Origin of the sequence: Microbispora sp. H10885, assembly GCF_014161415.1 — a bacterium.
Taxonomy (GTDB): Bacteria; Actinomycetota; Actinomycetes; order Streptosporangiales; family Streptosporangiaceae; genus Microbispora; species Microbispora triticiradicis.
In genome coordinates this window covers 168,849-193,065 of sequence record NZ_JABBWY010000011.1, presented here as the reverse complement: position 1 = coordinate 193,065, position 24,217 = coordinate 168,849, and the positions used below count along the sequence as shown (strand labels likewise).

General features: G+C 68.8%; 22 protein-coding genes and 4 tRNA genes. 14 read left to right on the top strand and 12 right to left on the bottom strand.

From position 1 onward, the window contains the following. Positions 1 to 2: 2 nt before the first annotated feature. The 3 genes from HHX37_RS27990 to HHX37_RS27980 all read right to left on the bottom strand — a co-directional run bounded on the left by HHX37_RS27990 (position 3) and on the right by HHX37_RS27980 (position 6,600). Positions 3 to 2,081 carry a hypothetical protein gene (locus HHX37_RS27990; protein ID WP_182887374.1) on the bottom strand — a complete coding sequence of 693 codons (2,079 nt, stop codon included), beginning with the start codon at positions 2,079 to 2,081 and terminating at the stop codon, positions 3 to 5. Between the two features lie 301 nt (positions 2,082 to 2,382). Then, complete coding sequence (locus HHX37_RS27985; protein ID WP_182887373.1) at positions 2,383 to 3,699, bottom strand: TolB family protein; 1,317 nt, start codon at positions 3,697 to 3,699, stop codon at positions 2,383 to 2,385. A 1,251-nt stretch (positions 3,700 to 4,950) separates the two neighbouring features. Further along, on the bottom strand, positions 4,951 to 6,600 hold the full coding sequence (locus HHX37_RS27980) for a hypothetical protein (protein ID WP_182887372.1): 1,650 nt from the start codon (positions 6,598 to 6,600) through the stop codon (positions 4,951 to 4,953). Positions 6,601 to 6,645: 45 nt separating this feature from the next. Here HHX37_RS27980 and HHX37_RS27975 point away from each other — a divergent pair, with 45 nt between their 5' ends. After that, a complete protein-coding gene (locus HHX37_RS27975; RefSeq protein ID WP_182874998.1) occupies positions 6,646 to 7,005 on the top strand; it encodes a tyrosine-type recombinase/integrase in 360 nt (119 codons plus the stop codon). Between the two features lie 73 nt (positions 7,006 to 7,078). Here HHX37_RS27975 and HHX37_RS27970 read toward each other — a convergent pair. The 5 genes from HHX37_RS27970 to HHX37_RS27950 form a co-directional block, all read right to left on the bottom strand. Continuing rightward, positions 7,079 to 7,155: transfer RNA gene (locus HHX37_RS27970), tRNA-Phe, on the bottom strand. 20 nt (positions 7,156 to 7,175) lie between these two features. Then, positions 7,176 to 7,250 (bottom strand) — tRNA-Asp (locus tag HHX37_RS27965). A gap of 108 nt (positions 7,251 to 7,358) precedes the next feature. Beyond that, positions 7,359 to 7,431 (bottom strand) — tRNA-Glu (locus HHX37_RS27960). Continuing rightward, positions 7,432 to 9,051 (bottom strand): metallophosphoesterase family protein, encoded by a 1,620-nt coding sequence (locus HHX37_RS27955; RefSeq protein ID WP_182874999.1) that lies wholly within the window; start codon positions 9,049 to 9,051, stop codon positions 7,432 to 7,434. Continuing rightward, positions 9,038 to 9,697, bottom strand: a complete 660-nt coding sequence (locus HHX37_RS27950) for a TetR/AcrR family transcriptional regulator C-terminal domain-containing protein (protein WP_244302098.1) — start codon at positions 9,695 to 9,697, stop codon at positions 9,038 to 9,040. The genes HHX37_RS27955 and HHX37_RS27950 overlap by 14 nt, the downstream gene beginning before the upstream one ends. A gap of 27 nt (positions 9,698 to 9,724) precedes the next feature. Between HHX37_RS27950 and HHX37_RS27945 the strand changes: the two genes are divergently transcribed. The 4 genes from HHX37_RS27945 to HHX37_RS27930 all read left to right on the top strand — a co-directional run bounded on the left by HHX37_RS27945 (position 9,725) and on the right by HHX37_RS27930 (position 13,474). Further along, positions 9,725 to 10,849, top strand: coding sequence for an ATP-binding cassette domain-containing protein (locus HHX37_RS27945; protein ID WP_259406821.1), 1,125 nt, complete (start codon positions 9,725 to 9,727; stop codon positions 10,847 to 10,849). After that, the gene (locus tag HHX37_RS27940) at positions 10,846 to 11,679 is read left to right on the top strand and encodes an ABC transporter permease (RefSeq protein WP_259404185.1); all 834 of its coding nucleotides are present in this window, start codon (positions 10,846 to 10,848) and stop codon (positions 11,677 to 11,679) included. Before HHX37_RS27945 ends, HHX37_RS27940 begins: the two co-directional genes overlap by 4 nt. Before the next feature lie 12 nt (positions 11,680 to 11,691). Next, positions 11,692 to 12,033 carry a metallopeptidase family protein gene (locus tag HHX37_RS27935; RefSeq protein ID WP_182883980.1) on the top strand — a complete coding sequence of 114 codons (342 nt, stop codon included), beginning with the start codon at positions 11,692 to 11,694 and terminating at the stop codon, positions 12,031 to 12,033. A 151-nt stretch (positions 12,034 to 12,184) separates the two neighbouring features. Beyond that, positions 12,185 to 13,474 (top strand): MFS transporter, encoded by a 1,290-nt coding sequence (locus HHX37_RS27930; protein WP_182883979.1) that lies wholly within the window; start codon positions 12,185 to 12,187, stop codon positions 13,472 to 13,474. Positions 13,475 to 13,477: 3 nt separating this feature from the next. Here HHX37_RS27930 and HHX37_RS27925 read toward each other — a convergent pair whose 3' ends face one another. Then, positions 13,478 to 13,903 (bottom strand): PspC domain-containing protein, encoded by a 426-nt coding sequence (locus HHX37_RS27925; protein WP_111699114.1) that lies wholly within the window; start codon positions 13,901 to 13,903, stop codon positions 13,478 to 13,480. Positions 13,904 to 13,989: 86 nt separating this feature from the next. Between HHX37_RS27925 and HHX37_RS27920 the strand changes: the two genes are divergently transcribed. Further along, positions 13,990 to 15,147: an acyl-CoA dehydrogenase family protein gene (locus tag HHX37_RS27920; protein ID WP_182875003.1), complete on the top strand. Its 1,158-nt coding sequence runs from the start codon at positions 13,990 to 13,992 to the stop codon at positions 15,145 to 15,147. Positions 15,148 to 15,280: 133 nt separating this feature from the next. Then, positions 15,281 to 15,355: transfer RNA gene (locus tag HHX37_RS27915), tRNA-Lys, on the top strand. A gap of 63 nt (positions 15,356 to 15,418) precedes the next feature. Here the strand turns inward: HHX37_RS27915 and HHX37_RS27910 are convergent. Further along, entirely contained in the window at positions 15,419 to 16,771 is a 1,353-nt protein-coding gene (locus HHX37_RS27910; protein WP_182887371.1) for a tyrosine-type recombinase/integrase, read from the bottom strand. A gap of 141 nt (positions 16,772 to 16,912) precedes the next feature. On the opposite strand from HHX37_RS27910, the gene HHX37_RS27905 reads away from it, so the two are divergent. The 6 genes from HHX37_RS27905 to HHX37_RS27885 all read left to right on the top strand — a co-directional run bounded on the left by HHX37_RS27905 (position 16,913) and on the right by HHX37_RS27885 (position 21,956). Further along, positions 16,913 to 18,256: a hypothetical protein gene (locus HHX37_RS27905; protein ID WP_182887370.1), complete on the top strand. Its 1,344-nt coding sequence runs from the start codon at positions 16,913 to 16,915 to the stop codon at positions 18,254 to 18,256. A gap of 216 nt (positions 18,257 to 18,472) precedes the next feature. After that, positions 18,473 to 18,847, top strand: a complete 375-nt coding sequence (locus HHX37_RS35935; protein ID WP_220503216.1) for a hypothetical protein — start codon at positions 18,473 to 18,475, stop codon at positions 18,845 to 18,847. Then, positions 18,757 to 19,521 carry a hypothetical protein gene (locus HHX37_RS27900; RefSeq protein WP_220503215.1) on the top strand — a complete coding sequence of 255 codons (765 nt, stop codon included), beginning with the start codon at positions 18,757 to 18,759 and terminating at the stop codon, positions 19,519 to 19,521. The genes HHX37_RS35935 and HHX37_RS27900 overlap by 91 nt, the downstream gene beginning before the upstream one ends. 3 nt (positions 19,522 to 19,524) lie before the next feature. Continuing rightward, positions 19,525 to 21,168: an SWIM zinc finger family protein gene (locus HHX37_RS27895; protein WP_182887369.1), complete on the top strand. Its 1,644-nt coding sequence runs from the start codon at positions 19,525 to 19,527 to the stop codon at positions 21,166 to 21,168. A 257-nt stretch (positions 21,169 to 21,425) separates the two neighbouring features. Then, positions 21,426 to 21,599 carry a hypothetical protein gene (locus HHX37_RS27890; protein ID WP_220503214.1) on the top strand — a complete coding sequence of 58 codons (174 nt, stop codon included), beginning with the start codon at positions 21,426 to 21,428 and terminating at the stop codon, positions 21,597 to 21,599. Positions 21,600 to 21,638: 39 nt separating this feature from the next. After that, positions 21,639 to 21,956 carry a helix-turn-helix domain-containing protein gene (locus tag HHX37_RS27885; RefSeq protein WP_182887368.1) on the top strand — a complete coding sequence of 106 codons (318 nt, stop codon included), beginning with the start codon at positions 21,639 to 21,641 and terminating at the stop codon, positions 21,954 to 21,956. A gap of 64 nt (positions 21,957 to 22,020) precedes the next feature. Here the strand turns inward: HHX37_RS27885 and HHX37_RS27880 are convergent, their stop codons facing one another. Together HHX37_RS27880 and HHX37_RS27875 are read right to left on the bottom strand one after the other, a co-directional pair. Further along, a complete protein-coding gene (locus tag HHX37_RS27880) occupies positions 22,021 to 22,341 on the bottom strand; it encodes a tyrosine-type recombinase/integrase (protein WP_182887367.1) in 321 nt (106 codons plus the stop codon). 504 nt (positions 22,342 to 22,845) lie between these two features. Further along, entirely contained in the window at positions 22,846 to 23,190 is a 345-nt protein-coding gene (locus HHX37_RS27875) for a hypothetical protein (protein ID WP_182883977.1), read from the bottom strand. A gap of 170 nt (positions 23,191 to 23,360) precedes the next feature. On the opposite strand from HHX37_RS27875, the gene HHX37_RS27870 reads away from it, so the two are divergent. Continuing rightward, the gene (locus HHX37_RS27870; protein WP_182887366.1) at positions 23,361 to 24,194 is read left to right on the top strand and encodes a sensor histidine kinase; all 834 of its coding nucleotides are present in this window, start codon (positions 23,361 to 23,363) and stop codon (positions 24,192 to 24,194) included. Positions 24,195 to 24,217: the final 23 nt, after the last annotated feature.

The window sequence follows — 24,217 nt, the reverse complement described above, 5'->3', positions numbered from 1 at the left end:
GGTCAGTTCGCCGGGGCCGGCTGAGACACCGGCCCGTTGTCCGGGAGGGCGTTCACCGCCGCGTGATCGATCTGGTTGACGATCTGCGGCCGGACGAACAGCTGCTGGTAGAGCGCGGCGCGCTCGCTGTCGTTGTCCGCGACGATCTTGAGGGCCAGTTCGAGCCGTTCGGCCTCGATCCGGCGCAGTCGGCTGTCGGCCTCGCCGGCGCCGTTCTCGACCTGCCGCGCCCGTACGGCCTGGGTCTGTAGCCCGATCGAGTAGTCGTCCAACGCGTTGCCCTCGCCGAGGAAGGCGTCCACGACGATGCCGTCCGTCCGCAGGATGTGCCGACCGGCAGCGACGAGGACCCCGGGGACGGTGTACTCCACACTGTTGGGTCCTGCGTGGGAGGAACTGCAATCGGGGTCGACGAAGAGAGCGGCCGCCGGGTCGTCCTCAGCACCGGAGACCGTCCGGACAAAGTCCGGACGAGCCCGCCCGTCGAGGTCGCGGATCGCCCTCACCTCCCGGTGGATGCCGTCGCGGACTTCGGCGATTCTCTCGGGCCGCAGGCAGTCGCTCAGCAGCCGGTCGAGTTCGGTCAGCGGGACCTCGTCGCGAGACTCGGCGTGGCCGTTGAAGAAGGCCACACGCACGTCCACGAGGTGCAGCAGCGTGATGAACTCCTGGTTCATCTGGCGGAAGACGAAGTTGAGCGTGCGGCTGACGTTGATGTTCTCCAGCGTTCGCTCGACCGCCTGCTCCTCCCCCTGCTCCAGCTTCACATCCAGGCTGGTGTCGATCTGCACCTCCCGGCGTGAGGAGGCGCGGGCGACGTTCCGGCTGACCGCGTTGGTGAGGTTCTTGCTGAGCTCCTGCCTGGCACTGTTGGAGCTTCCGGACACCCCGCCACTGACCTTGGCGCTGGCGCTGCCCCAGCCCCAGTTGGCCTGCCCCTCTGCCTCGGTCTCGACCCGATATTCGAGACTCCTGCTCGCGTTGTCCTGGTTGGATTGTTCGGAGTTGACGGTGCGGGCGAACTCGCTTTCGGTTTCGCTGTTGCTCGCGTCCAGGATGGACGCGGTCTTCTGCAGACTCTCGGTCGAGCGTTTGTACGTGCTGACGCGGATGGTGGTCTTCTCCCCGGGCAGCAGCGAGAACGTCTTGATCGTGCGTCCAGGGCCGTACCGGGCGGGGAACGAGGTCAGCCGGTAGTACTCCACCAGTACCAGCCCGGGACGGCAGTGCGAGGGGGCGGGCAGGAAGCGGTAGGTGTAGGCCCCGGTCTCGGTCCGGCGGATCACCAGGCGGGCGCCGGAGGACAACTGCTGTACCACGGTCGCCTCGTCGAGGTCGGCGACCGTCTGGATCAGTCCGGCGCGGGTGGCCTGGTCCTGGTCGCCCGGCACGTTGGGGAACACCGTGGGGTCGAAGTAGCCGGTGGTCTTGGCGGTCTGCCAGGCGGCGGCGATGCGCTCGTGGGTCAGGGCGATCGGCGGCAGGCGTGTTCCGATGGTCTCGGCACCGGTGTCGGGGTCCTCGTAACCGTGCAGGTAGATCAGCGGGCTGGCGGACGGGGACCGGTCCTGGTCCCGCTGCGCCAGGAGGGTCGAGGTCGCCGACTGGCTCTTCAGGCGGAAGCACAGCCTACGCCGGTCGAGAAGCTGCACGACCGGAGCCCCGAGCTCCAGCGGGAGCACCACGTCCGGCACCTCGCGGCTGCCGGTGTAGTTGAAGCGGAAGGTGAGTGAGTTGCCGTGCACCCGCTCGCTCCAGACAGGCTCGTCGGCCTTGGTGCCGGGATTCGGCTCCCCCTCCCGCAGGACGATGAGGAACGATCGGGCGTCGGGGTTCCGCGGGTCGGCGAAGTTGTCCGCGAGCGGTACTTCCCGTCCGGCTTCGTCGTAGACGGCGCAGGTGAGCTCCAACCCGTCATCCGAGATTAGAGATATAGCGCAAGTGCCCTCCTGTCCGTCGACAATGGGGTCCAGCCAGTAGCTGAGCCCGTGATAGGCGAGCCAGGCGTCGGAAGGGACCTCCAGCGGGATGACGTGCTGCCCGCGGTAGCTTGTCGGTTCCGGCAGATCGTGATCGATCAACGCCGCGGATGTGAGCGCTGTACCCACTCGGTTGTCTCCCCTGAACGGAGTCCGTTGACGATGTCAACAATGGGACTGCAAGATCGCGGCCACTGTATCGAAGTGTCGCGTTTCAGGGGGCGATTCGGAAATTTATCCCCAACATTATCGAAATGCGATCGATTGATCTGCTTTCGGGCGCTACGGTCTGGTGAATCGCTTGGGGCCCTTGCTTATCCTGTGACGATTGTGTAAGGGGATGTCGCTGTGCGGGACCTGTCCAGCGCCCGCACACCACTGTCGGCCCCAGGCTTGTCGATCATCACACACACCCGGGGAAACGCACCTCTTTCATGTCTTCCGGGACCAGAGCAGGCAGAGGCTCGGCTTCCCCGGTCTCGATGACGATCCGGTAGTAGTGGCTGGGCCCGTAGCCATAAGTGCTGATCACGAAGGTGTCCGCACTGGTCCAACACTTGACCTTTTCGAGTCTCGCGGTCGTGGGCAGTCGCATGCTCCGGCGACCTGTGCGCCGGCCGTACCGCGTGAAGCGATTCTCGTCAGAGCCGACGTCGATCCACGTCTTCCCGTCGGGCAACGGGCCCACGTGGTCCGAGTCCTCTGTGCTGAACAGGACGGTGCCATTGAGATCGACCGCCCGGACACTCTCCGAGTCATCAATCAGCAGGGCCCGCCCGCCCGTCAACCAGCCGTTCAGTGTCGACTCCGGCCCGAACCCCGGGACACGCCGCCGCCTGCCGTCCCAGACATACAGTTTGTTCTCGGAAGCGAACGCGAGGCGGCGACCGTCTGGAGAAAAATACAGTTCGTAGTCCGACGCATCGGCTTTCGACATCGTGCTGATCCTCCCCGACGGAAGGTCATACACGACGACCTCGCGCTTGCTCCGGCTGTGGTAGGCCAGCCTCCGGCCGTTCGGGCTGATCTCGAGGTCGCTTGGAGTGGCGTCCTCGACAAGCAGCCGTTGTTCCGACTCGGTGATGACGACCCAGTAGCTTCCATCGGTGAGCCCGGTTACCGGAGCATCGACGCGATAGGTGTACCGGATCGTGGCCTGCATAGGGCCGCGCAATGGATTGAGCTCCGAAAAGGCAAGGGCGACGAAGGGAGCGCGGCCTGCGTGCTGTCCCAGCGAAGCATCCAGGGCCGAGCAATAGGCCACCATGAGGACAAAGGCGATAAAGCAGACAATCAATACACCGCACCCGGTGCGATTCCGCCCGGGCTCCCGCTCGGCGACCGCAGGAAGATCCTCCGTCATCGCCCGTAGCGTGCCGGCGAGAGCCGTGCCATCGGTGCCCAGAGCACGAAGCCCTTTCTCGCCCGCCCGCCGCACGGCTCTTCTACTTCGCCCACACAAATAGGCGGTCTCCTGCTCGGTCCAGCCGTCATGGTGCAACGCAACCAGGACGGCACGCTCCAGATTGGAGAGTTCCGTCCCCCAGCCCGGATCGGGCCAGGCGAGGAAGGGGCTGAGATAGGACCGATAGAGCGAGAAGAAGGCGTCCTTCGTGCCTTCCCTGTCGCGCAGTGCCTTCTCCGCCATGCGCCGGGCATACGGCGTGCGTCCGCCCAACAGCGACGCCGTACGGCGGACCTGCTCGTACCAGTCCGACATCAACGGACCTTGCCGAAGGCGATTGAATCGGAGTATGGGATGCCAATCGAGATGAGCTCGCCCGTTCTGGCGTCGATGGCCATGTAGTCGCCCCGTCCTCGATATCCGCGTCTCGTGCGACCAGGGTGTCGGCGCCCGCCCACTGGAATTCGCTGAGTTCAGAGGGCAGGACCCGCACCCGCCGCCCGGTTGCGGTCTCGTACACCGAAGTCGGCTCCCCGAAGTCGATGTACCACCGCAGGTCTGCGGACAGGTCACGGGGGCGCTCCTCCTCCGACCGGAAGCGGGTCGCCGTGCCGTCGAAGCGGATGGCGTCGATCGAGACGTCCTGACCATCGCAGCCCGCGCTGCCCATCAGGCTGTCGCCGGTCAGCCCGTAGGCCCAGCACACCTGGTTGAGTGTCCTCGTCCGGCCCGTCTCGAAGTCCGTGACGAATGTCCGACGGTCTCCCTGGTGGACACGGCGAAGTGGCGGCTGTCGGCGGAACTGACCACCGAGGTGATTGCGACGATCTCCTCAGGGGTGAGGCGTGGTGTGATCGGGCGGGTGAAGCCGGAGCGGAGATCCTTGGCGAGGTAGCGGAGCTTTCTCACGTCCAAGTAGGCGACGCGGTGTCCATCCGGGGTGATCTCGATGGGGACAGGGTCGTGTCGGACTTCGACACAGAGCCGGCATGGCTCGCGGCCGTACTGAGTTCGATATCCATGCCGAATGGCACGTGCAGTGTCCACCCCACGCAATCGATCACCATCCCGGCCGCGGGCCCGGACTCGAACAGGTCGCTGGGACACGATGTGGGCTCGCCGTACGTGACCGCCTGTAGATTGCGCCCGAACGCCCCCTGACAGGCGGCCAGACCCACGAAGACCGCGGCGATGCCCGTCCATCTACGGATTCGTCTCCAACGCGAGAGCCTCGCCCACGGATGCGCCACAGCAAACAGTGATACACAGACGCGATCACAAACGAATCAATGGCTGACCTCGGACGTCTGCGGACAGGCGTCGGCGCCCGGATCCGGCGCTCATCCGCCATCAAGGCTGTTGAACGACGATCCCTTGCTGGAAGAGGACGATGCTTGTTGCTGTCAGCGTTGCTGTCACTGGAAATCAAGAACGCCCCGGAGCGTGATCGCTCGGGGCGTTTGGGCTGTTCAATGATGGTGGTCAGGGGCAGGGTCGAACTGCCGACCTTCCCCACCGGATCCCGGCCGAGGTGCCCGGCCCGGCGGCCGGGCACCGGTCGTCGGGTCACTTGACGATGATCTGATGGGTGGCCTGGGCCGGTCCGGTCCCGCCGTCCCCCGCATAGCTCGTGAGGTAGCTGTACCTGCCGGCGTTGGCGGGCGTGTCGGTGAACGTGTATGTGCCGTCGGCGTTCACCCTCACCGGCGGGAGCTTGACGGTCTTACCGCTGGTGCCCTTGACGTACAGGGTGCGCTGCACGGTGAGTGTGGACCCCGGAGAGGGCGGCCTGTCGCCCGACGTCAGGACGCCGCTCAGCTCCACGGCCGTGCCGGCGAGGCCGGACTGCGGCCCTGTCAGGGTGAGCGTGGCTTCGCGCTTGACCGTCACGGTGACGGAGGCGCTGCTGCGGCGGTGGCCGTCGTCGCCGTCCCAGAACACCCAGTAGATCACCTCGCCGATGTACGGCGGCAGCTCGAAGACGGGCGTGTCCTGGAAGGTGAACGTGCCGTCCTGTCGCGTCGTCACGCCGGTGATCGGCAGTTTCGTCCAGCCGGGCAGGTACTGGATCACCGTGAGCGGCTTGAGCCCGAGCGCCTCGCCGTCGGCGCGGGTGAGTCGCCCCTCGACAGTGATCGGCGAGCCGGCGTACGCGTCCGCGGGGGCCGTCACCGTGAGCTTGGTGGCCGGTAGCGCGACGCCCGTCACCCGCCACAGCAGCAGCCGGTCCGTGGAGCTGCGCAGCAGCGCGAACACGTCCGTGCCGGAGAACGCGACGCCGTCCGAAAGCAGTTCGGCGTCCGGCTGGTCGGCCGCGAACAGCTCCGCGCCCGTCGCGGCGTCGTAGAGGGTGAGGTCGGTGCCGCCCCACTGGCGTCCGGCCGCGACGTACGCGCCGTCCGAGCCGAGCGCCACGGCGGACGGGGCCCCGTCCCAGCCGTCGCCGTAGGTGCCGGTCGCCGCCAGGGTCCTGGTGTCGTACCTGGTGAAGTGACCGGGGGTGTCGGCCGCGCTGAACAGGGTGCCGCCGTCGGAGCTCAGGGTGAGGTCGCGCAGGTTGTCGAGGCGCCACTCCTGGCCGTCGATCGTGCCGCGCAGCGCGGGGGCGCCGTCGCCGAGGTCGTAGACCAGCATGTCGACGTGGTGCAGGGCGGTCTGGCCGACCACGAGCGTGTCACCGGCGGCCGCGATCACGGGAGGCCACAGGTACTCGCCCTCTACCGCCACGGGCACCGGGGCGCTCGCGCTGAGATCCAGGTCGACGAGGCCGCCGGGGCCGTTGTCGCATCCGTGCCCCACCCACAGCCGCTCGCCCGACAATGCCAGGGTGGACGGGCAAGGGTGGGCCGACAGGTCGATCCGGCGGGTGACGGCGAGGCTCGCGGTGTCGATCTCGGCGACCTCGTTCGAGCCGGCGAGAGCCGCGTACAGGCGGGTGCCGTCCGCGTTCACGGCCAGCTCTTGGACGCCGGGCAGGCCGGTGACGACGCCGCCGGTGAGGTTGCCGTCAGTGCCGGCCACGATGATGCGGTCGCCGGCGGCAACGAACACCCGGCCGCCGCCGACGGCAAGGTCGGCAGTGTAGGAGTCGGTGACCCCGAGGTCGGTCGTGGTGCCGGCCGCCGAGGCGGCGGGGGCCGTGACGGTGAGCAGGCCGGTGATCAGGCTGGCGGCGCCGCAGTAAGCGGCTAATCGGCGAACCAGGGATGGGAACACGAGAGCCTCCTGCCAGAATGGGCACATGTGTTCTAATAACGTCTCATGGGTGCTCCCACGTCAAGATCGTCCGGTCGTGCGACACCAAACCGTGATCAAGGGACAGCGCAGCCCGGCCGTGTCCCTCACTCCCCTCCAAGTGCGGAGAACGTGCGAAGGGACTTCCGGATCGCCATCAAGGGTGCCGAGGACATCGACCCAGCAGAGTGGACGCCGCGCGAACTGCGACACAGCTTCGTGTCTTTGCTCTCCGCTCATGACGTCCCGATCGAGCAAATCTCGCGCCTCGTCGGGCACACCAACACGATCGTCACCGAGACCGTCTACCGGAAGCAGATCCAGCTCGTGATGCAGGAGGGAGCGACGGTCATGGACACGATTTTCCCGCTGGCTTCGGAGCCATAGTCACACAGTTAGTCACGCACAAGCTAAAACGCCCCGGCCGTGATCGGCTCGGGGCGTTCGGGCTGTTCAAGGATGGTGGTCAGGGGCAGGGTCGAACTGCCGACCTTCCGCTTTTCAGGCGGACGCTCGTACCAACTGAGCTACCTGACCTCGGCGGCTGCCGCCGTACGCGGTCCTGACGGGACTTGAACCCGCGACCTCCACCTTGACAGGGTGGCGAGCACTCCAAACTGCTCTACAGGACCTTTATGTCCGGGAGATTTTCGCTCCCGTGTTGTTCGGCTCGCCTAGCTTACCAGCTTCCGGTAGGTCTTCCGACCTTCCGTCTTCCGGTGCGCTCGACGCGCTCCACGTGCCCCCAACGGGATTCGAACCCGTGCCGCCGCCTTGAAAGGGCGGTGTCCTAGGCCGCTAGACGATGGGGGCTCAAGGCTTTCGCCCTGTTCCGTGACGCCTTCCGTCGGAGACCTCTGAAGCATAGGGGACGTTTGCCCCCGATGCCAAAGCGGTTGGCGACGGGGAGCCGCCGCCGCTTGCCGTCGGGGACGGCGCCTGCTGCGACTCCGGGAAAATTGTACGGCCCGGGTCCGGCTCGATACGACGCTGGCACTGGATCCACTGCTCGCCGAGGCCACCGACGGTGATGTCGTCCCAGGCCTCCAGCCGGTGGCTCTTCTTGTTGAAGTAGAGCACCGAGGCGGTGAGCGGAGTCGGCTCGTCGTGCTCCAGGCCGCGCAGGCCGGCGCCGCCCGTGGAGCCCTGGATCATCAGCCGGGTGCCCGTGGGCATCAGCTGGGTGGACCGCGCGTGGACGTGGCCGCTCAGCACCAGGGGGACGTACCCGGAGAAACCGCGGCCCACGGTGGGGTCGTGGACGGCCACGATGTCGGCGGGGATCCGGTCGGGGGCGGAGGTGGACTTCGACCGCGACCAGTCGCGGGGCGCCAGCTTCAGGGCGTTGGTCTTGCCGAGGTCGAGCAGACTCTCGCTGGAGTCGCCGTCCACCTGGACGGCCTTGTCGGGGGTGAACCTCGGGTCGCCGAGGCCGTAGACGGTCAGCCCGTTGACCGTGACGGCGTTGCCGTCGAGCACGATCGCGTTCTTCTGCTTGGCGACCGCGTCCTGGGTGCTCTTGGAGTCGTGGTTGCCCCGCACGTAGACGTACGGCACCCCGAGCGAGCCGATCTCCTTGACGAACTCGTTCTCCGGCTTGGTGCCGTGGTCGCTGATGTCGCCGGTGTCGACGACGAACTGCACCTTGAACTGGTCCTTCAGCGACTTGATGACGTTCCAGCCGATCGGGTTGATGTGCAGGTCGGAGACGTGCAGCACCCTGATCGTGTCCGGGTCGGGGTCGAAGATCGGCAGATTCGAGCCGGCCTCGTACAGCTGGGAGACGTTCGTCACCAGCTTGGCGAGCTGGCCGCGATACTCGGAGAACTTGGTCACGATCGACTCGGCGCTGCCGATCAGGGACGGCACGCCGGTGAGCAGCCCGGTGTACCGGGGCTCGGCGATCGAGCGGGGATTGAACGTCAGCGCCGACACGCCCCCGAGGACTGCCACCATGACCAGGGAGCCTCCCGCGGTCCAGGCCGCGCGCGACAGGCGCCGGAAGACGACCAGGCCCGTGACGAACCCCGCGGCGACGGCGAACAGGGCCGCGCGTACGGCGAGCCGGCGCAGCCCTTCGATCACGTCGGTCTCGATGGTCGTCGGGAGCCGGTCGGCCCACCGGGGGTTCTTGATGATGTCCTCGGCCACGTCCGGGTGGACCGCCTCGATCGTCAGGCCGAGCCGTACCGGAGCGTCGTGGGTGTTGAAGTTGAGCGTGCCGAGAGGCCGTACGTCGACGACGGTCTCCCCGCGCAGCGACGGGGAGATGGACATGCCGATGTCGGCGGGGCCGACCGGCGTGTCCACCTTGGCCCCGAGCGCCAGCCCGAGCCAGCCGCCGACCACCGCCGCCAGCACGACCGCGAGAACGGCGGCGGTCCGGCTGCCGGCCGCCTTCCGGGCAAAGGCCCGCACCCTAGAGATCTCCATCGTTTTTGTGCATACCCCGCGTCGCCTCGATACGCGTCCTCATCCCGGCCAGAATCAACGCCAGGCCGTGCTCGAAGGCCGCGTCGCTCTGCGGCGCGCCGGTGTCGGCCATCACCGCACGCAGGTGGGGGTACGGCGCGAGCGCCTCGAGCGCCTCCTCGAACTTATCCTGTCCGACCAGGCCTCTCTCCTGGTCGGCCTGCTCCTCCAGCACGAACCCGCCGAGGAAGTTCCCGAGCGTGCCGATCCCCCACATCGCGTCCCTGGGCGTGAATCCGGCCCGCACCAGCGACTCCAGAATCGTCTCGGCGGTGCGCAGGGTCTCGGCACCGGGGTGGGTGCCCGCGGTGAGGCGGACGGTGTCCCGGTGCGACCTGAAGACGCGGCGCCGGCCGCGGAACCACTCCGCCAGCCACTCCTCCCACGACTCGCCCTCCGCGAGCGGCCGCAGTGAGGGCGCCTCCTGTACGGCGATGGCGTCGGCCATCTCGTCCAGAAGCTCCTGCTTGCTCCGGAAGTGCCAGTAGAGCGCGGGGGCCTGTACGCCCAGCTCGGCGGCCAGCCTGCGCAGGGTCAGCTTCTCCAGCCCCACCTCGTCCAGCAACCGCAGCGCGGTGCTGACGATCGTGCCGCGTTCGAGTGCCACGGTTGACAGCTTAACGACGTTCGATTCATGCTTAACGTTGTTAAATTTAACGGCGTTAAGGAGACGACCGTGATCCATGCGGAAGGACTGCGCAAGAGGTACGGGCCCGCCGAGGCGTTGCGGGGCGTCGACCTCGACGTGCCGCGCGGCTCGGTCTGCGGGCTGCTGGGCCCCAACGGCGCGGGCAAGACGACCCTCGTGCGCATCCTCACGACGCTGCTGCGCCCAGACGGCGGCTCGGCCCGGGTGGCCGGATGCGACGTGGTCCGGGACGCCGATCGGCTCCGCTACCGCATCGGCCTGGCCGGGCAGCACGCGGCCGTGGACGAGCTGCTCACCGGGCGCGGCAACCTGGAGCTGTTCGGCCGGCTCCGCCACCTGCCCCGCCGTACGGCCCGGAGCAGGGCCGGGGAACTGCTGGAACGCTTCGGCCTGGCCGAGGCGGCGGACCGGTCGGCCGGGACGTACTCCGGCGGCATGCGGCGCCGGTTGGACCTGGCGGCGAGCCTCGTCGTCGAACCGCCCGTGCTCTTCCTCGACGAGCCGACCACCGGCCTCGACCCCAGGAGCCGGCTGGCCCTGTGGGACCTGCTGCGCGAACTGGCGGACGAGGGCACGACGCTGCTGCTCACGACCCAGTACCTGGACGAGGCCGACCGCCTGGCGGACCGGATCGTGGTCCTCGACGCCGGGCGGGTCGTCGCGTCCGGCTCACCGGCCGCGCTCAAGGCGAGGGTGGGCGGAGACCGGCTGTACGTGGCCTTCCGCGAGGCGGCGGACCTGACGCGCGGGGCCGAGGTGATCCGCGGGACGCTCCCCGGCAGCCCCGGAGCAGGCCCCGCAACAGGCCCCGGAGCGGGCCCGGGAACAGGCCCGGGACCCGGAGCAGGTCCCGGAGCGGGCCCCCCAGCGGCCTCCTTGGCCAGCTCTTTCGCCGGCTCCGGGAACGGCGCCGGAGTTCGCGTCGCGGCCGGCATGGAGATCGACCCCGGCGAGCGGCGGCTCGCCGTACCCGTTCCGGACGGGGCCGCCTCGCTGGTCGCGGTGGCCTCCGCCCTGAACGCCGCCGGCATCGCCGTGGAGGACCTGGGCCTGCGCCGCCCGACGCTCGACGAGGTGTTCCTGCGGCTGACGGGAGCGGACGCGGCATGACCGTCCCCATGGATCCCCCGGCCACCGCTCTCGGACGGCTGCGCTCGGGCATCACCGACACGCTCGTGCTCGCCGGGCGCAGTTACTCCCGGTTGCGCGCCCAGCCCGCCGAGCTCGCGAGCGTGCTGGTCTTCCCGGTCATCATGACCGTCCTGTTCGGGTACGTCTTCGGCAGCGCGATCACGCTGCCCGGCGGGGGCGACTACCGGAACTACCTGATGCCCGGCATCTTCATGCAGGTCATGGCGATGGGCACGGTGTCGGCCGCGACCGCGGTCGCCGAGGACATGGCGCGCGGCGTCATCGACCGCCTCCGCACCCAGCCCATCGCGCGCGGCGCCGTACTGGCCGGGCGCGGGCTCGCCGACCTGTCCCGCGCCATGCTGTCGCTCGCCATGATGGCGGTCACCGGCCTGGTCATCGCCGGATGGCGTCCGCACGGGAACCCGTTCCGGGTGCTGGCCGGGTTCGCGCTGCTCGCCCTGTTCGGGTTCGCGATGATGTGGGTGGGCACGTACCTCGGGCTGTTCGCGAGGAGCGGGGCGCAGGCGGACGGGCTGACCTTCTCCTGGGTGCTCCCGATGACCTTCCTGGCCAACGCGTTCGTGCCGCTGGAGGGGCTGCCGGGCTGGCTGCGGGCCGTCGCGGACTGGAACCCGATGAGCGCGGTCGTCTCGGCCGCCCGCGAGCTGTTCGGCAACCCGGGCTCCGCCGCCGCGTCCTGGCCGCTCCGGCACCCGGTGACGGCCGCCGTCTGCTGGTCGGTTCTGATCATCGCGGTGTTCGCGCCGCTCGCCGTACGCCGCTACCGCACGGCCACCGCGCGGTGAAACGATGGGACGGTGATCGACGTCCCGCTGAGAAGGTTCGAGGAACTCGTGGCCGAGGCGCTGGACACCATCCCCGCGGACCTGGCGAAGGTGATGGACAACGTCGTGGTCGTGGTGGTCGACGACCCGCCCGAGCCGGGGCTCCTCGGGCTCTACACCGGCATTCCGCTGACCGAGCGGGGCGACTGGTACTCGGGGGTGCTCCCGGACCGGATCGAGATCTACCGCAACCCGACCCTGGAGATCTGCGAGACCGAGGAGGACGTGGTCGAGGAGGTCCGGGTCACCGTCGTCCACGAGATCGCCCACCACTTCGGCATCGACGACGACCGGTTGCACGAACTCGGGTGGTGACCCCAGGCTCCTGGCCTGGGGATGACCTATCGCTTGCAAAAGGCGTGCCCGCCGGGCACTGTAAGTGACATGGCGACCACGCACTGTCAGATTCTTCGACCGCGGCGAGCACCGGCGGCCGTCGCCGGCGGGGCGATTCCCGCGGAGTGAGATGGCGGCCACCGAACCCGGCAGGCTGTCCGGCCGGCACCGCCGTCCTCCCGCGACCCGCGTCACCTACCGCGAGGTCGCCGCGATCCCCGAGTTCCGGTCCCTGTGGCTCGGTCAGGGCATGTCGCTGCTGGGTGACCAGCTCGCCCAGGTGGCGCTCGCCGTGCTCGTCTACAGCCGTACGGCGTCGCCCCTGGCCACGGCGTCGGTCTACGCGCTGACCTATCTGCCGCCCATCCTGGGCGGCCCCCTGCTGGCCGGGCTCGCCGACCGGTATCCGCGCAGGCGGGTGATGCTCTGGTGCGATCTGCTGCGTGCCCTGACGATGGCCGCGATGGCCGTTCCGGCGACGCCGTTCCCCGTGCTGTGCGCGCTGGTCTTCTGCGTCGTCCTGCTCGGCGCGCCGTTCTCCGCCGCCCGCGCGGCGCTGCTGCCCGAGGTGCTGGAGGGCGACCGGTACGTCGTGGGGTCGGCGCTGCAGAACATGACGAACCAGGCCGTGCAGATGCTCGGGTTCGCCGCCGGGGGCGCCGCGATCGCCGTGCTGGGGCCGTACCGCGCGCTGGCGCTGGACTGCGCGACGTTCCTCGGGTCGGCGCTGGTGATCTTCGCGGGGGTGCGCCGCCGTCCGGCGCCCGAGCGGGAGGACGGTGAACGGCCGTCCGTGTGGCGGATGACGTGCACCGGCGCCCGGCTGGTCTTCGGGGAGCGGCGGTTGCGCACGCTCGTGCTGTTCGCCCTGCTGTGCGGGTTCTACGTGCTGCCGGAGGGGATCGCCGCGCCGTACGCCGCGACGCTGGCCGACGGGCGGCTGCCGGTGGCGGTGATCACGGGCCTGCTGATGGCGGCGATGCCGACGGGGACCGTGCTCGGGGCCTTCGTCTTCGGGCGGTTCGTCACGCCGGCGGGCCGGCTGCGGGGAATGGGCTGGCTGGCCATGCTGACCTGCGCGCCGCTCGTGGTGTGCGTCGTACGGCCGCCGCTGGAGGGCGTGCTGGCCCTGTGGGTGCTGTCCGGCGTCGGCGGGGCGTACCAGCTCGCGGCCAATGCGGCCTTCGTGCAGTGCGTGCCGCCGTCCGGGCGGGCCGCCGCGTTCGGGCTGGTGCAGTCAGCGCTGATGGCCGCCCAGGGCACCGGCATCCTCATCGGGGGCGCCGCGGCCCAGCGGCTCGGTCCAGAGCCGGTCGTGACGCTGGCGGGGATCGCCGGGCTGTGCGCCGCGGCGGTGCTCGCCGTGCTCTGGACCGAGTCGCGTACGGAGATCATCGCCAAGGTCCGGGCCGCCGCCTGAGGATCAGGCCTGCGGCGTGCCCTGGCCGCCCTGGTTCTGCGGACCGTCGGTGGACGGCCGGCCGTACGGGTGCTGCTCGTAGCTCCCGGTGCCGGTGTAGGTGGGCTGGGACTGCTTCTGCTGCCAGCCCTGCTGGACGGTGTCCCACTTGGCCTTGGCGTCGTGCCAGACGTGGCCGTCCTTGTTCTTGTTGATCAGGTCCTGGACGATGGAGGTGGGCTTGCCCTCCTCGGGGAGCAGGAGCCACGCGACGGCGTAGACGCCGAAGCCGAGGCCGCCGAAGAAGCTCGCCACGGCGAGGGCGAGGCGCAGGATGTTGGCGTCGATGCCGGTGTACTCCGACACGCCCGAGCACACGCCGGCGACGATCCTGCCGTTTCGAGTGCGGTGGAGCTGCTTGACCGAACCGTTGGTGTTCATCTCGTTCATGCCTCCACAATGCCTTTTGGGGGTGCGAGCGCACATCGGGATTCCCCCTGGCCCTACCCCGAAGCGGCCCCTATAGCCTGACCGTCATGGACGACCTCCTGGACCTCGACGACCAGCTCGACCCCGAGCATCGCCTGATCAGGGACGCCGTCAGGGACGTGGTCTCCGACAAGGTCCTCCCGTACGTCGGCGAGTGGTTCGAGCGGGGCGTCTTCCCCGCCCGCGAGCTCGCCCCGGCCCTGGGCTCCCTCGGCCTGCTCGGGATGCACCTGGAGGGGTACGGCTGCGCCGGGCTCGACGCGGTCTCGTACGGCGTGGCCTGCCGGGAGCTGGAGGCGGGCGACTCCGGCCTGCGGTCGTTCGTGTCCGTGCAGGGGTCGCTGGCCATGTTCCCCATCTGGAAGTACGGCTCGGAGGAGCAGAAGGAGGAGTGGCTGCCCCGGCTGGCGTCCGGGGAGGCCATCGGCTGCTTCGGCCTCACCGAGCCCGACCACGGCTCCGACCCGGCCGGCATGCGGACCACGGCCAGGCAGGACCCGTCCGGCGACTGGATCCTGAACGGCGCCAAGATGTGGATCACGAACGGCTCGGTCGCCGACGTGGCGGTGGTCTGGGCCCGCACCGACCAGGGCATCCGCGGCTTCGTCGTGCCCACTTCGGCGCCCGGGTTCTCCGCCGCCGAGATCCACCGCAAGCTCTCGCTGCGCGCCTCGGTCACGTCCTCGCTGTACTTCGACGACGTACGGCTGCCCGCGTCCGCGGTCCTGCCGGACGTGACGGGCCTGAAGGGCCCGCTCTCGTGCCTCACCGAGGCGAGGTACGGCATCCTGTGGGGCGTAGTCGGCGCGGGCCGGGCCTGCCTGGAGGCGGCCGTGGACTACGCGACCACCCGCGTGCAGTTCGGCAAGCCGATCGGCGGCTTCCAGCTCACCCAGGAGAAACTCGCCTGGATGGCCGTCGCGCTCGGCCAGGCCGGACTCACCGCCCTCCACCTGGGCCGCCTCAAGGACGCGGGTTCGTTGAAGCCGCACCAGGTGAGCTTCGGCAAGCTGGCCAACGTCAGGGCCGCCCTGGACATCGCCCGCGAGGCGCGTACGGTGCTCGGGGCCAACGGCGTCACGCTGGAGTATCCGGTCATCCGGCACATGACGAACCTGGAGTCCGTGCTCACGTACGAGGGCACCCAGGAGGTGCATCTGCTGACGCTGGGCAAGGCGCTCACCGGCCTCGACGCCTTCCGCTGACCCGGCCGCGATCCCTGATGGGGCGATCAGGGACAATGACGTCGCCATGTACGCGGTACTGTCTGTACCCTGCATCTTGGGGAGTGTCCTGCCGGATCACACCGCGACGCGGGAGGCCGGAGGACATGACCAAGGGGTGCTAGCTCAATGGCAGAGCTGCGGACTTTTAATCCGTCGGTTCAGGGTTCGAGTCCCTGGCGCCCCACCACCTCTGACCTGGGCGTTCGCCTCGACCGGAGATCGCCCGATCATGGCCTGGGACACGGGTGGGTCACACCTGGGTCATCCAGCCGCATCGTCCCCTGCGCACCTTCCGAGCGGTCCCGCGCGCTGCTGACAGCACCAGCCGCGCCGTCGCGCCGGCCGCCCGGTGGTGCAGCTCCGGCAGCACCGAGGTGTAGGTGTCGGCGGTCAACACGATGCTGGCGTGGCCGACCTGGTCCTGAACCACCGGCAGATCCACGTGTGCGGCCAGCGCCAGCGTGACCGCACCATGCCGCAGGTCGTGGAACCGCACCGGCGGCAGCCCGCTCCTCTGCACCAGCCTATGGAACCGGTAGGTCAGGTAGTCCGGCGCCACCGGACTGCCGTCGGTACGGGTGAAAACGTGCGCCGTGTCGTCCCAGGCCTCCCCGCGACGTGTCTTCTCCGCCCGCCGGTCGCGTTCATGACGGAGTAGCAGCCGCACCGTCTGCGGATCCAGCGCGACCGTGCGCCTGCTGGCCGCGCTCTTCGGCGGGAACGAGACCAGTTTCCCTCTGACGTGCACCAACTGCTGGACCACGGCGAGTTCGGCCGTCTCCAGGCTGAGATCCACCCAGCGCAGGCCGGCCATTTCGCCCCGGCGAAGTCCGCGAAGCGCAGCCAGCCACCACAGCGGGTACAGCGGATCCTCGCGGACACCGTCCAGGAAGGCCACCAGCTGCGGAATCGTCCAGACTGCCACCGTGGGCCTTTCGCCGGTGGCCTTCCACGCAGCCACCCGCCGGTCGGTCCACACCTGCGCCCTCGGACGAGGCGCGGCGGGCAACCGTAGAGTTCGGGCGGGATTGCTGTCGATCAGGCCTTCCCGGACGGCCTCGTTCAGGGCGGCCCGCAGCGTGGCACGGATCCGCTCCAGTGTCGCGGTCGCCAGTGGTCTGCCGTACCGGTTCCGGTGCCCGGCCAAGGCAGCGAACATGCGCCGTACATCGCAATGAGACAGTTCCGACAGCATGATTCGCCCCAGCGCCGGGGCCAGGTGCAGCCGGACGTGATCCGCGTACCCCTGACGCGTCCTCAGCCGGATCCCCTGATCGGTCGCCAGCCAGTACCGCAGCCACTGGGCCACCGTGCACCCCGCCCCGATCGGCCCGCCCTGCTCGGCGGCGACCAACTGCCGCCCGGCCTGTTCGGCTTCGCCCGCGCTGGCATAGCCTCCTCGCCGGACACGCTCCCGGTGTCCCGACAGGCCCCGGATCTGCACCGCGAAGTACCACGAGCCGTGCCCGTCCTCGAGCAGCCTCGGACACCGGCCGCTCCGGCTGGTGCACCCGCACCGCTTGTAAACCACTGGATGGCTCTCACGCATCGCCATCACCTTCCTCCCGAAGAAGGAAACGACGTGGACCGCGTCAAATCGCATCGAGGGTGCTTGACCACTTCGCCACGCGCGAGCGGGCCGAACGCAGTTATGACGTCGATGCCGTGAGAGGCTTCGGAAATCAGCCATGCGGATAGCCCCAGATGGCACAGGCCCGTCCCGGAGGATGAGAAGGAGGGGAGGGTGGGCAGGATCGGGGACGACAAGGTGGAGAACGCTCTCGCCGAGCTGGCCCGTCGCAACCCGGAGGAGGCCGGTCAGGCGCGCGCCGCGTTCGATTCGCTGACCTTCGGGGAAGGGGTCGAGACTGTCACCCTGTACGGGCTCCAGTACTGGCTGTGGTATCTGCTGCCGACCAAGTGGTGGACCGACTTGGCCGAACACCAGCAGCTCGCCGCCACGCTCGGTGCGTTGTTCGACCTGCTGGAGATGCCCCGGTACGCCGCCGTCTGCGTCTCCGAGACGACCATGCAGGTCCTGACCGCCTGGCACCAGGGCCGCGACGCCGGGTTCAAGGCGCTGGAGAAGGCCATGAACGCCTCCGGCGTACAGCCGCCCGATGTCGAAGGGGTTCTGACCTGGGGGCGCGTGATGGGCCTCCAGGAAAACGATGCCTTCCTGGCGACGGCGGTCCATCTGGAGATGGCGATCGCGGCGGGTGACTTCGCTCCCGGCGCCCGCGGATGGCGCGCAGACGCCGAGCGGATCACCGGCGAGTTCCTCACCTCTCCTTCCGCCGTGGGCGAGCAGAGCCGGCTGGAACGCATCCACTCCGAACGCATGGAATGCTGGGCCACCTCTCGTGGCGCGGCCCGCGCCCGCCTCACGAAGACGATCACCTCGCGGATCGTGTCACCGGCGCCGGTTCCCGAAGACGCGGAGGCACGGCTGGCACCGGTCCGCTGGCTGCTGACCCTGGCGGCCACCGACGGCGGCATCCCGCTCACCGCCAACCACACCCTGGCCAGGGCCGTCGTCACCGAAGGCTGCCAGCGGTTCGACTGGCTCACGCTGACCGGAAGACCGCGCTCCGAATGTGACATCCCCGAAGCCTGGACATTGCGAGAGTTTGTCCGGCAGCTCGGCGCCGTCCGGCGCAGCAAGCGCACCCTGGTCCTCACTCCGGCGGGGAAACGCCTGGTCGGCGCCGATACGGCCGCCCTGTGGTCGGTCGTGACGGCCGCCCTGATCCCGTCCGATCCCGCCGAGGGCGCCGCGGCGGAGGCCGTCTTGATGCTGCACCTCACCGAGGCTCCCAACGGCTATTTCGAGCGGCGCGCCGCCGTCGCCGAAGTCATGGCCGGCGAGGGCTGGCATGACCCGGCCAGCGGAACGCCCATCTCCGTGGAAAGCGTCGGCTGGCTCATGGGCGCGATCCACCGCCGCCTGGATCTGCTCGGCCTGTTGCACCGGCAGCGCAGCCTGGATGATCCCGGTGACCGCCTCACCGACGCCGGGCGCGCCGCCGCGCAGGCGGCGCTGCGGGCCCGTGCCCTCCGGCCACGTACCGATGTCGGAAGTGGATAACCCGACACGGCGTTCCATATTCTGACGGTCCGATACATGGCCTTGTCTCAGGATGAGTCGTCTCGTATCCCGGCTCATGCAGACCTTGCGGAGCGGCGGTATCACGCCGATGGGCCTTTCCCCTCTGTCCGCCGGCGTTCGGAGGCGCTCCGGCGCCGCCTGCTGACGTTCTGCACCGCCAGGTGCTGGTCACCACCTCGGGCTACGATCTTTGCCGTGCAGCGGATGAATCGCGAGCAGTTCTATGCCACGCTGGCTCCACTCGACGAGGAGCGCTTGAAGAAGACGCTCTGGACGCTGTACTGGCGCGGATCCGCTCAGCTGAGGGAGCGGATCGAGGCAGAGCTGACACCAGATGGGCACAAGCGTGCGGCCAAGAGCGCCACGCAGACGGTGGACGCCCAGTCGGTGCTGGACGACGCACGGCGGTTCGTGGAACTCGCCCGGGCCGGCGCCTACATGGCCGGTGATCGGCGTGTCTCCCCCAAGGAGCGGACCCGGTGGCGTTTCACGTTCAACCGGCTGACCGAGGACGCCAAGAAGGCGCTGGCGGCGGACGCGGCCACCGGGGGCAGGCGCTGGAACTGCTGATCGACCTGGCCGATGAGACATGTGACTATGACTACTTCCGCTCCGACGACCCGATGGCAGCCGCGCGTTTCGTTGTCTCGGACGCGGTGGCGTTGCTTTGGGCCACCTATCTCGACCTGTACGGCTTCTCCGGATTCGCCGAGCGGGCAGCGCCACAGTTGATCCGCTGGGAGCGGGCGTACGGGTGGACCCGGCGTGGGGACGGGCCGACGGCTGATAAGGAGACCGCGCTGGCCGACGTGCTGGCACGGCTGCTGCGCGGAATCGATGCGTGGCTGGATTTCACCGACCGGTATCTCGCCGCGCTGGATCGGCTGGCCGGGGGTGGCGCCGAGAGACGGGCGCCGTGGCGGGACACGGGCTTCGAACGCGGAGAGCGGGCCAGGAATCTGGCCGGCTGGCACCTGATGGTGCTGGACCGGCTGGCCGACGCCGAGGCCGACGATCGGCTGGAGAGGCTGGCGACGCACCCGGCGCTGGCCGGTCCCGAACTGCGCTACCTGCGTGCGCGACTCGCCCGCCGACGCGGCGAGAACGACACGGCGCGTACCCTGATTCGCGACTGCCTGAATGAACTGCCAGGTCACACACAGTTCCTCGACTTCGCCCGGGAGATCGGCGCGGAGTTTCCGGAACGGGCACGGCGCGTGTCTGACCAGCTGTCCGGCAGGTAGACCATGACCGCGTTCACCAAGGACGGCCTGCGGGCTCTGGCGGGAGTCAAGTCCTATGACCGCGGTGTCGATTACGTCGACGACGTCGATGACCTCCAGGTCGACGGCGGAAAAATCTTCGCGACCGTGTACGGCACGGAGCCGTACGAGGTGGAGTTGACCGTCGGCCGTCGTGGCCTGGACGGTGTGTGCGATTGCCCGTGGGGGCAGGAGGGCAACTTCTGCAAGCACTGCGTCGCGGTCGGCCTGGTCTACCTGTTCCGGCGGGAACACGGCGAGGCCGTGCCCGACCGGCTCGATCTGCGTTCCTATCTGACGTCGCTCGACGCACAGGAACTCGTCGCACTGCTGATGGAGCTGGCCGAAGGCGACCGGAACATCCGACGCCGGCTGGAGGCGCGTGCCGCTGGCGATCCGGTCGGAGCGGCCGACGCACAGGATCTACGCAAGCGGATCGACCGCGCACTCCGGGTCCGTGGTCATGTCGACTGGGACGGCGGCTGGGACTACGCGAACACCATCGGCGGCATCGCCGAAGAACTGGAACGGCTGCGTCAGGCTGGGCAGGGCGCCGCCGTGGCCTCCCTGGCCCAGCGGGCCATGGAACGGGTGGCGGAGAACTACGAGTTCTTTGACGACTCAGACGGCCAGATCGGCGAGTCGAGCCGGGCGCTGGTCGTGGTCCATGCCGCTGCCTGCGCCGCCACCGGCGGCGATCCCCTGACGCTGGCCTCATGGCTGCTGGAGCGCCAGCTTGGCGATGCCGACGTGCCCGAACTGTCGATCGACGACTACGCGGACGCGCTCGGCGAGGTGGGGGTGGCCGCCTATGGCGACCAGTTGCGGCGGATCTGGGAGAAGCGCTCGCGCCGCACGGACTGGCGTACGGACGCGCTGATGCGCGAGTACGCCAGGGCGCGGGGAGACATCGACCTCCTGGTAACAGTGCTCGCTCGCGGAAGCCGTCCTGACTACCCGGCCATCGTCGGTGTGCTGACCGAGGCGGGCCGCGACCGGGAGGCGCTGGAGTGGGCCGAACGGGGCCTGGCCGCCGCCGACGGCACCTACGATCGACGCCTGGCTGATTTCGCCGCCACCGCCCATGCCGCCGCAGGTCATGGCGATGAGGCGTTGGCACTGCGCCGTGCCCAGTTCGAACGCGACCGATGCCTCGCGGTCTACCAGGCGCTGCACGCGGTGGCGACGCCGGACCGCTGGCCGGAACTGCGCGCCTGGGCGCTGGGGTTACTCCGTTATGACGCGAGCACGGCGCGGCGTGGTCTGCCCGGATGGCAGTCACCCTCGATGCTCGTGGACGTGCTGTTATGGGAGAACAGCAACGAGGAGGCGTGGCAGGCGGCGGTGGAGTTCGGCGCCGTCGACGGCCAGTGGTTGCGGCTGGCTCGATTGCGGGCGGAGACTCACCCCGCCGAGGCGATTCCCGTCTATGAGCGCCTGGCCGAGAGCGAGATCTCGCTGATGAAGAACGACGCCTACGCCGAGGCTGCCGGCTTGGCCGTACAAATCACAAAGCTCTACGACCGGCTCGGTCGCGAGACCGACGGACGCGCCTATGTGGAGCGGCTGCGCATCACCCACAAGCGCAAGCGCAACTTCATGGCGGAACTCCAGCGGCGTGGCCTTTGACCATCTATCCAGCCCGCCGGCGTGTCGGCGCCGACCCGCACGATGCCGATTGATGGTGCCGTGTTCGCCGCCGCTCGTGCTCTGGCATCCTGGGCGGGGAGCGAACGTGCGGTCACCGCAGGTGGTGCGCTCAAGCCCGCGCTGGTGTCGGCAGCCGTCAGAACGATCGCCGGAGCCGCCGGGCCTGCTCACGGCAATGCAGAGACAGGACACGACCTCATGGATCCTCGGGGTATACCTATTGCTATACTTCATGGGTGGCCGGAGAGGAATGGGACGTCTACGTCGTGACCGAGGTCCGCGAATGGATCGAGCAACTCGACGACGCCACCCACACCAGGGTGGTGCAGGCAATCGACGCGCTCGCCGAAGGCCGGGCGGTGGAAAAGCTGGTACGAGGAGGCCATTCCGCTGGCCGAGCACCGGTTTGAGGTCTATCTCAAGGAGCGCGCTCAGCAGGAGGAGGGCAGATGAGCGGGTACGTTCGCTGGAAGGATATCCGGGCGGAGCATGTCGAGCGGGCCGGCGGAGAGGAAGCGGTCGAAGCCGGTAAGCGGGAGCTTCTGGCCGAGGTCCAGGGGCATCGGCTGGCGGAGATCCGCCGTAGCCGTGGCCTGACTCAGCAGCAGGTGGCCGAGCGCATGGGGGTCACCAAGGGGCGTATCTCCCAAATCGAACAGGGCAAGATCTCCGGCCAGGACATCCTCGCCCGCTACGCGGCCGCCCTCGGAGGCCGACTCCACCAGTCAATCTACTTCGATGACGGCGATATCGCCGCGATCGCTTGACCAACTTCTAATCCGTCGGTTCAGGGTTCGAGTCCCTGGCGCCCCACCGCTGCGACCTGGGATTTTACCTCGAACCGTGAAGCCTCCTACTGATCGTGAGACACGTATGGGGCATACCTGCGTCATGCGGCCAGGCCGCGATCTTCCGGGCCTCCCGGGCGGTCGCGCGAGCCCTGGCCATGACCAGCCTCGCGATGGCCTGCGCGGACCGGTGATACACCTCCGGCAACACGGAGGTGTAGATGTCGGAGGTCACGACGATGCTGCCGTGCCCGAGCGTGCCCTGCACCACCCGCAGATCCGCCCCTGTGGCCAGGGCAAGACTTGCGGTGCCATGGCGCAGGTCGTGTAACGGATCGGTGGCAGCCCGCTGGCGTGCACCCATTCGCGGAATCGGACGCTGAGATAGTCCGGCCGCAGCGGAGATCCGTCGGGCCGGGCGAAGATCGGCCCTGACTCGAGCCACGCATCGCCCAGGTGTCGCCTCTGGGCCTGCTCGTAGCGGCGCAGCAGTCGGACCGTCTCGCTGTCCAGCGCGATGACCCGACGGCTGGCTGCACTTTTCGGGGGCACTCGATCAATTGCCCGTCGACGTGGACCAACTGCCGGCTCACGGTGAGCTCCCGCCGGTCCAGATCGAGATCTACCCAGCGCAGCCCGATCGCCTCACCGCGGCGCAGCCCACGCAGCGCGATCAGCTGCCACAGCGGATACAGCCGGTCCCCTCGCGCAAAGGCGAGAAAGTGGGCGAGTCGGTCGGCGGTCCACACCGCCACCGCACGACGCTGCCCCTCACTCCGCCAGGCAGCGACCCACCGGTCGGTCCACACCTGCGGATACGGCCGTCCGGGGGCGGGCAGCCGGATCATGCGTGCCGGATTGGATTCGATCAGCCCCTCACGGACCGCAGCGTGCAACGCGGCGCGTAGCGTCGCTCGGATCCGGTGGAGGACGCGATCGGTGCTCCGTACCGGTTACGGTGCCTCGCCAGGACGGTGAACATCCGTGCGATGTCGCGGCCCGTCAGTTCGGTGAGTTCGACCCGGCCCAGATGTGGGATGAGGTGCAGCCGCACGTGATCGGCGTAGGATTTGCGGGTGCTGGGCCGCAGTCCGTGCTGCAGCTCCAGCCAGCAGCGGAGCCACCGCGCGACGATCCGATCTGCGGTGCGGGCGGCGGTCAGGTCGTGCGCCGAGCACGACGTACGCGACGAGGTCCCCGCGTATCGGCCCACTTGCCGGCAATTGATCGAGGTAAGCGGCTGATCGGAGGGTAGGGAGCCTACACAGCGGGATGGTTCGTGAGGGGCATCTGATGGGCAGATCATTCCTGAGTGAGCGGCTGGAGCGCGCCGGTCCAGCGAGAGGCACCAGTTCTCACAAGCGGTGGTGGAACCTCGTCCTGATGCTGGCCGCCGCGGTCGCGGGCCGGGTGCTGGTCCGCCGGCTGCTGCGACGCGTGCGGGCTATCTCCGGTGACCTCGCCGACATCAACATCAGCGATGAACACGCCCAAATTGCTCAGCGACATGACCCGCAGGAAGTAACGCAGCTGGTCGACAACATCAATGCGAGTTTGGACATGCTGGACCGTGAGCGGCAGTTCGCCTCCAACATCGCCCACGAGATCCGCTCCCCGTTGGCCGGGATACGCGTCACGGTGGAAGAAGCGACTGCCCGTCCCGGCGAAGCGGACTACCCCCGAGTGCTGGAGGCGGTACTACATGGAGTGGATCGACTGGATGCGCTGGCTACAGCACTTCTTCTGATCGCCCGTTCCCGCGCGGCCCAAGCCGACTGGGAACGGGTCGACCTGTGTGAACTGGTCAGGCAGGAGGTCGCAGACCGGAACGACCCCATCTCGATCGAAGTCATCTGCGCTCCCGGTGTCCTGGTCACAGCCATGCGCACGCGGATCTGCCAGATCATCACCAATCTGCTGGACAACGCACAGCACCACGCCGCCCAGCAGGTGCAGGTCCACGTCGGCCGCAGCGACGGCAGTGCGCTACTGGCGGTGTCCGACGATGGCCCCGGCGTGCCGGAGAAGGACAGGGAACGCATCTTCGACAGGATGTACCAGCTCAAAACCATTTCCCAGCGGGGCGGTCCCGGCACCGGCCTCGGCCTGGCCATCACCCGCGATATAGCAAAGGCCCACCACGGAACCGTCTGGGTCGAACCCTCCCCGCTCGGCGGCGCCTGTTTCATCCTCCAATTGCCCATCGCCGCCCCCTAGGCCACCACCGGATCTCTCACGCT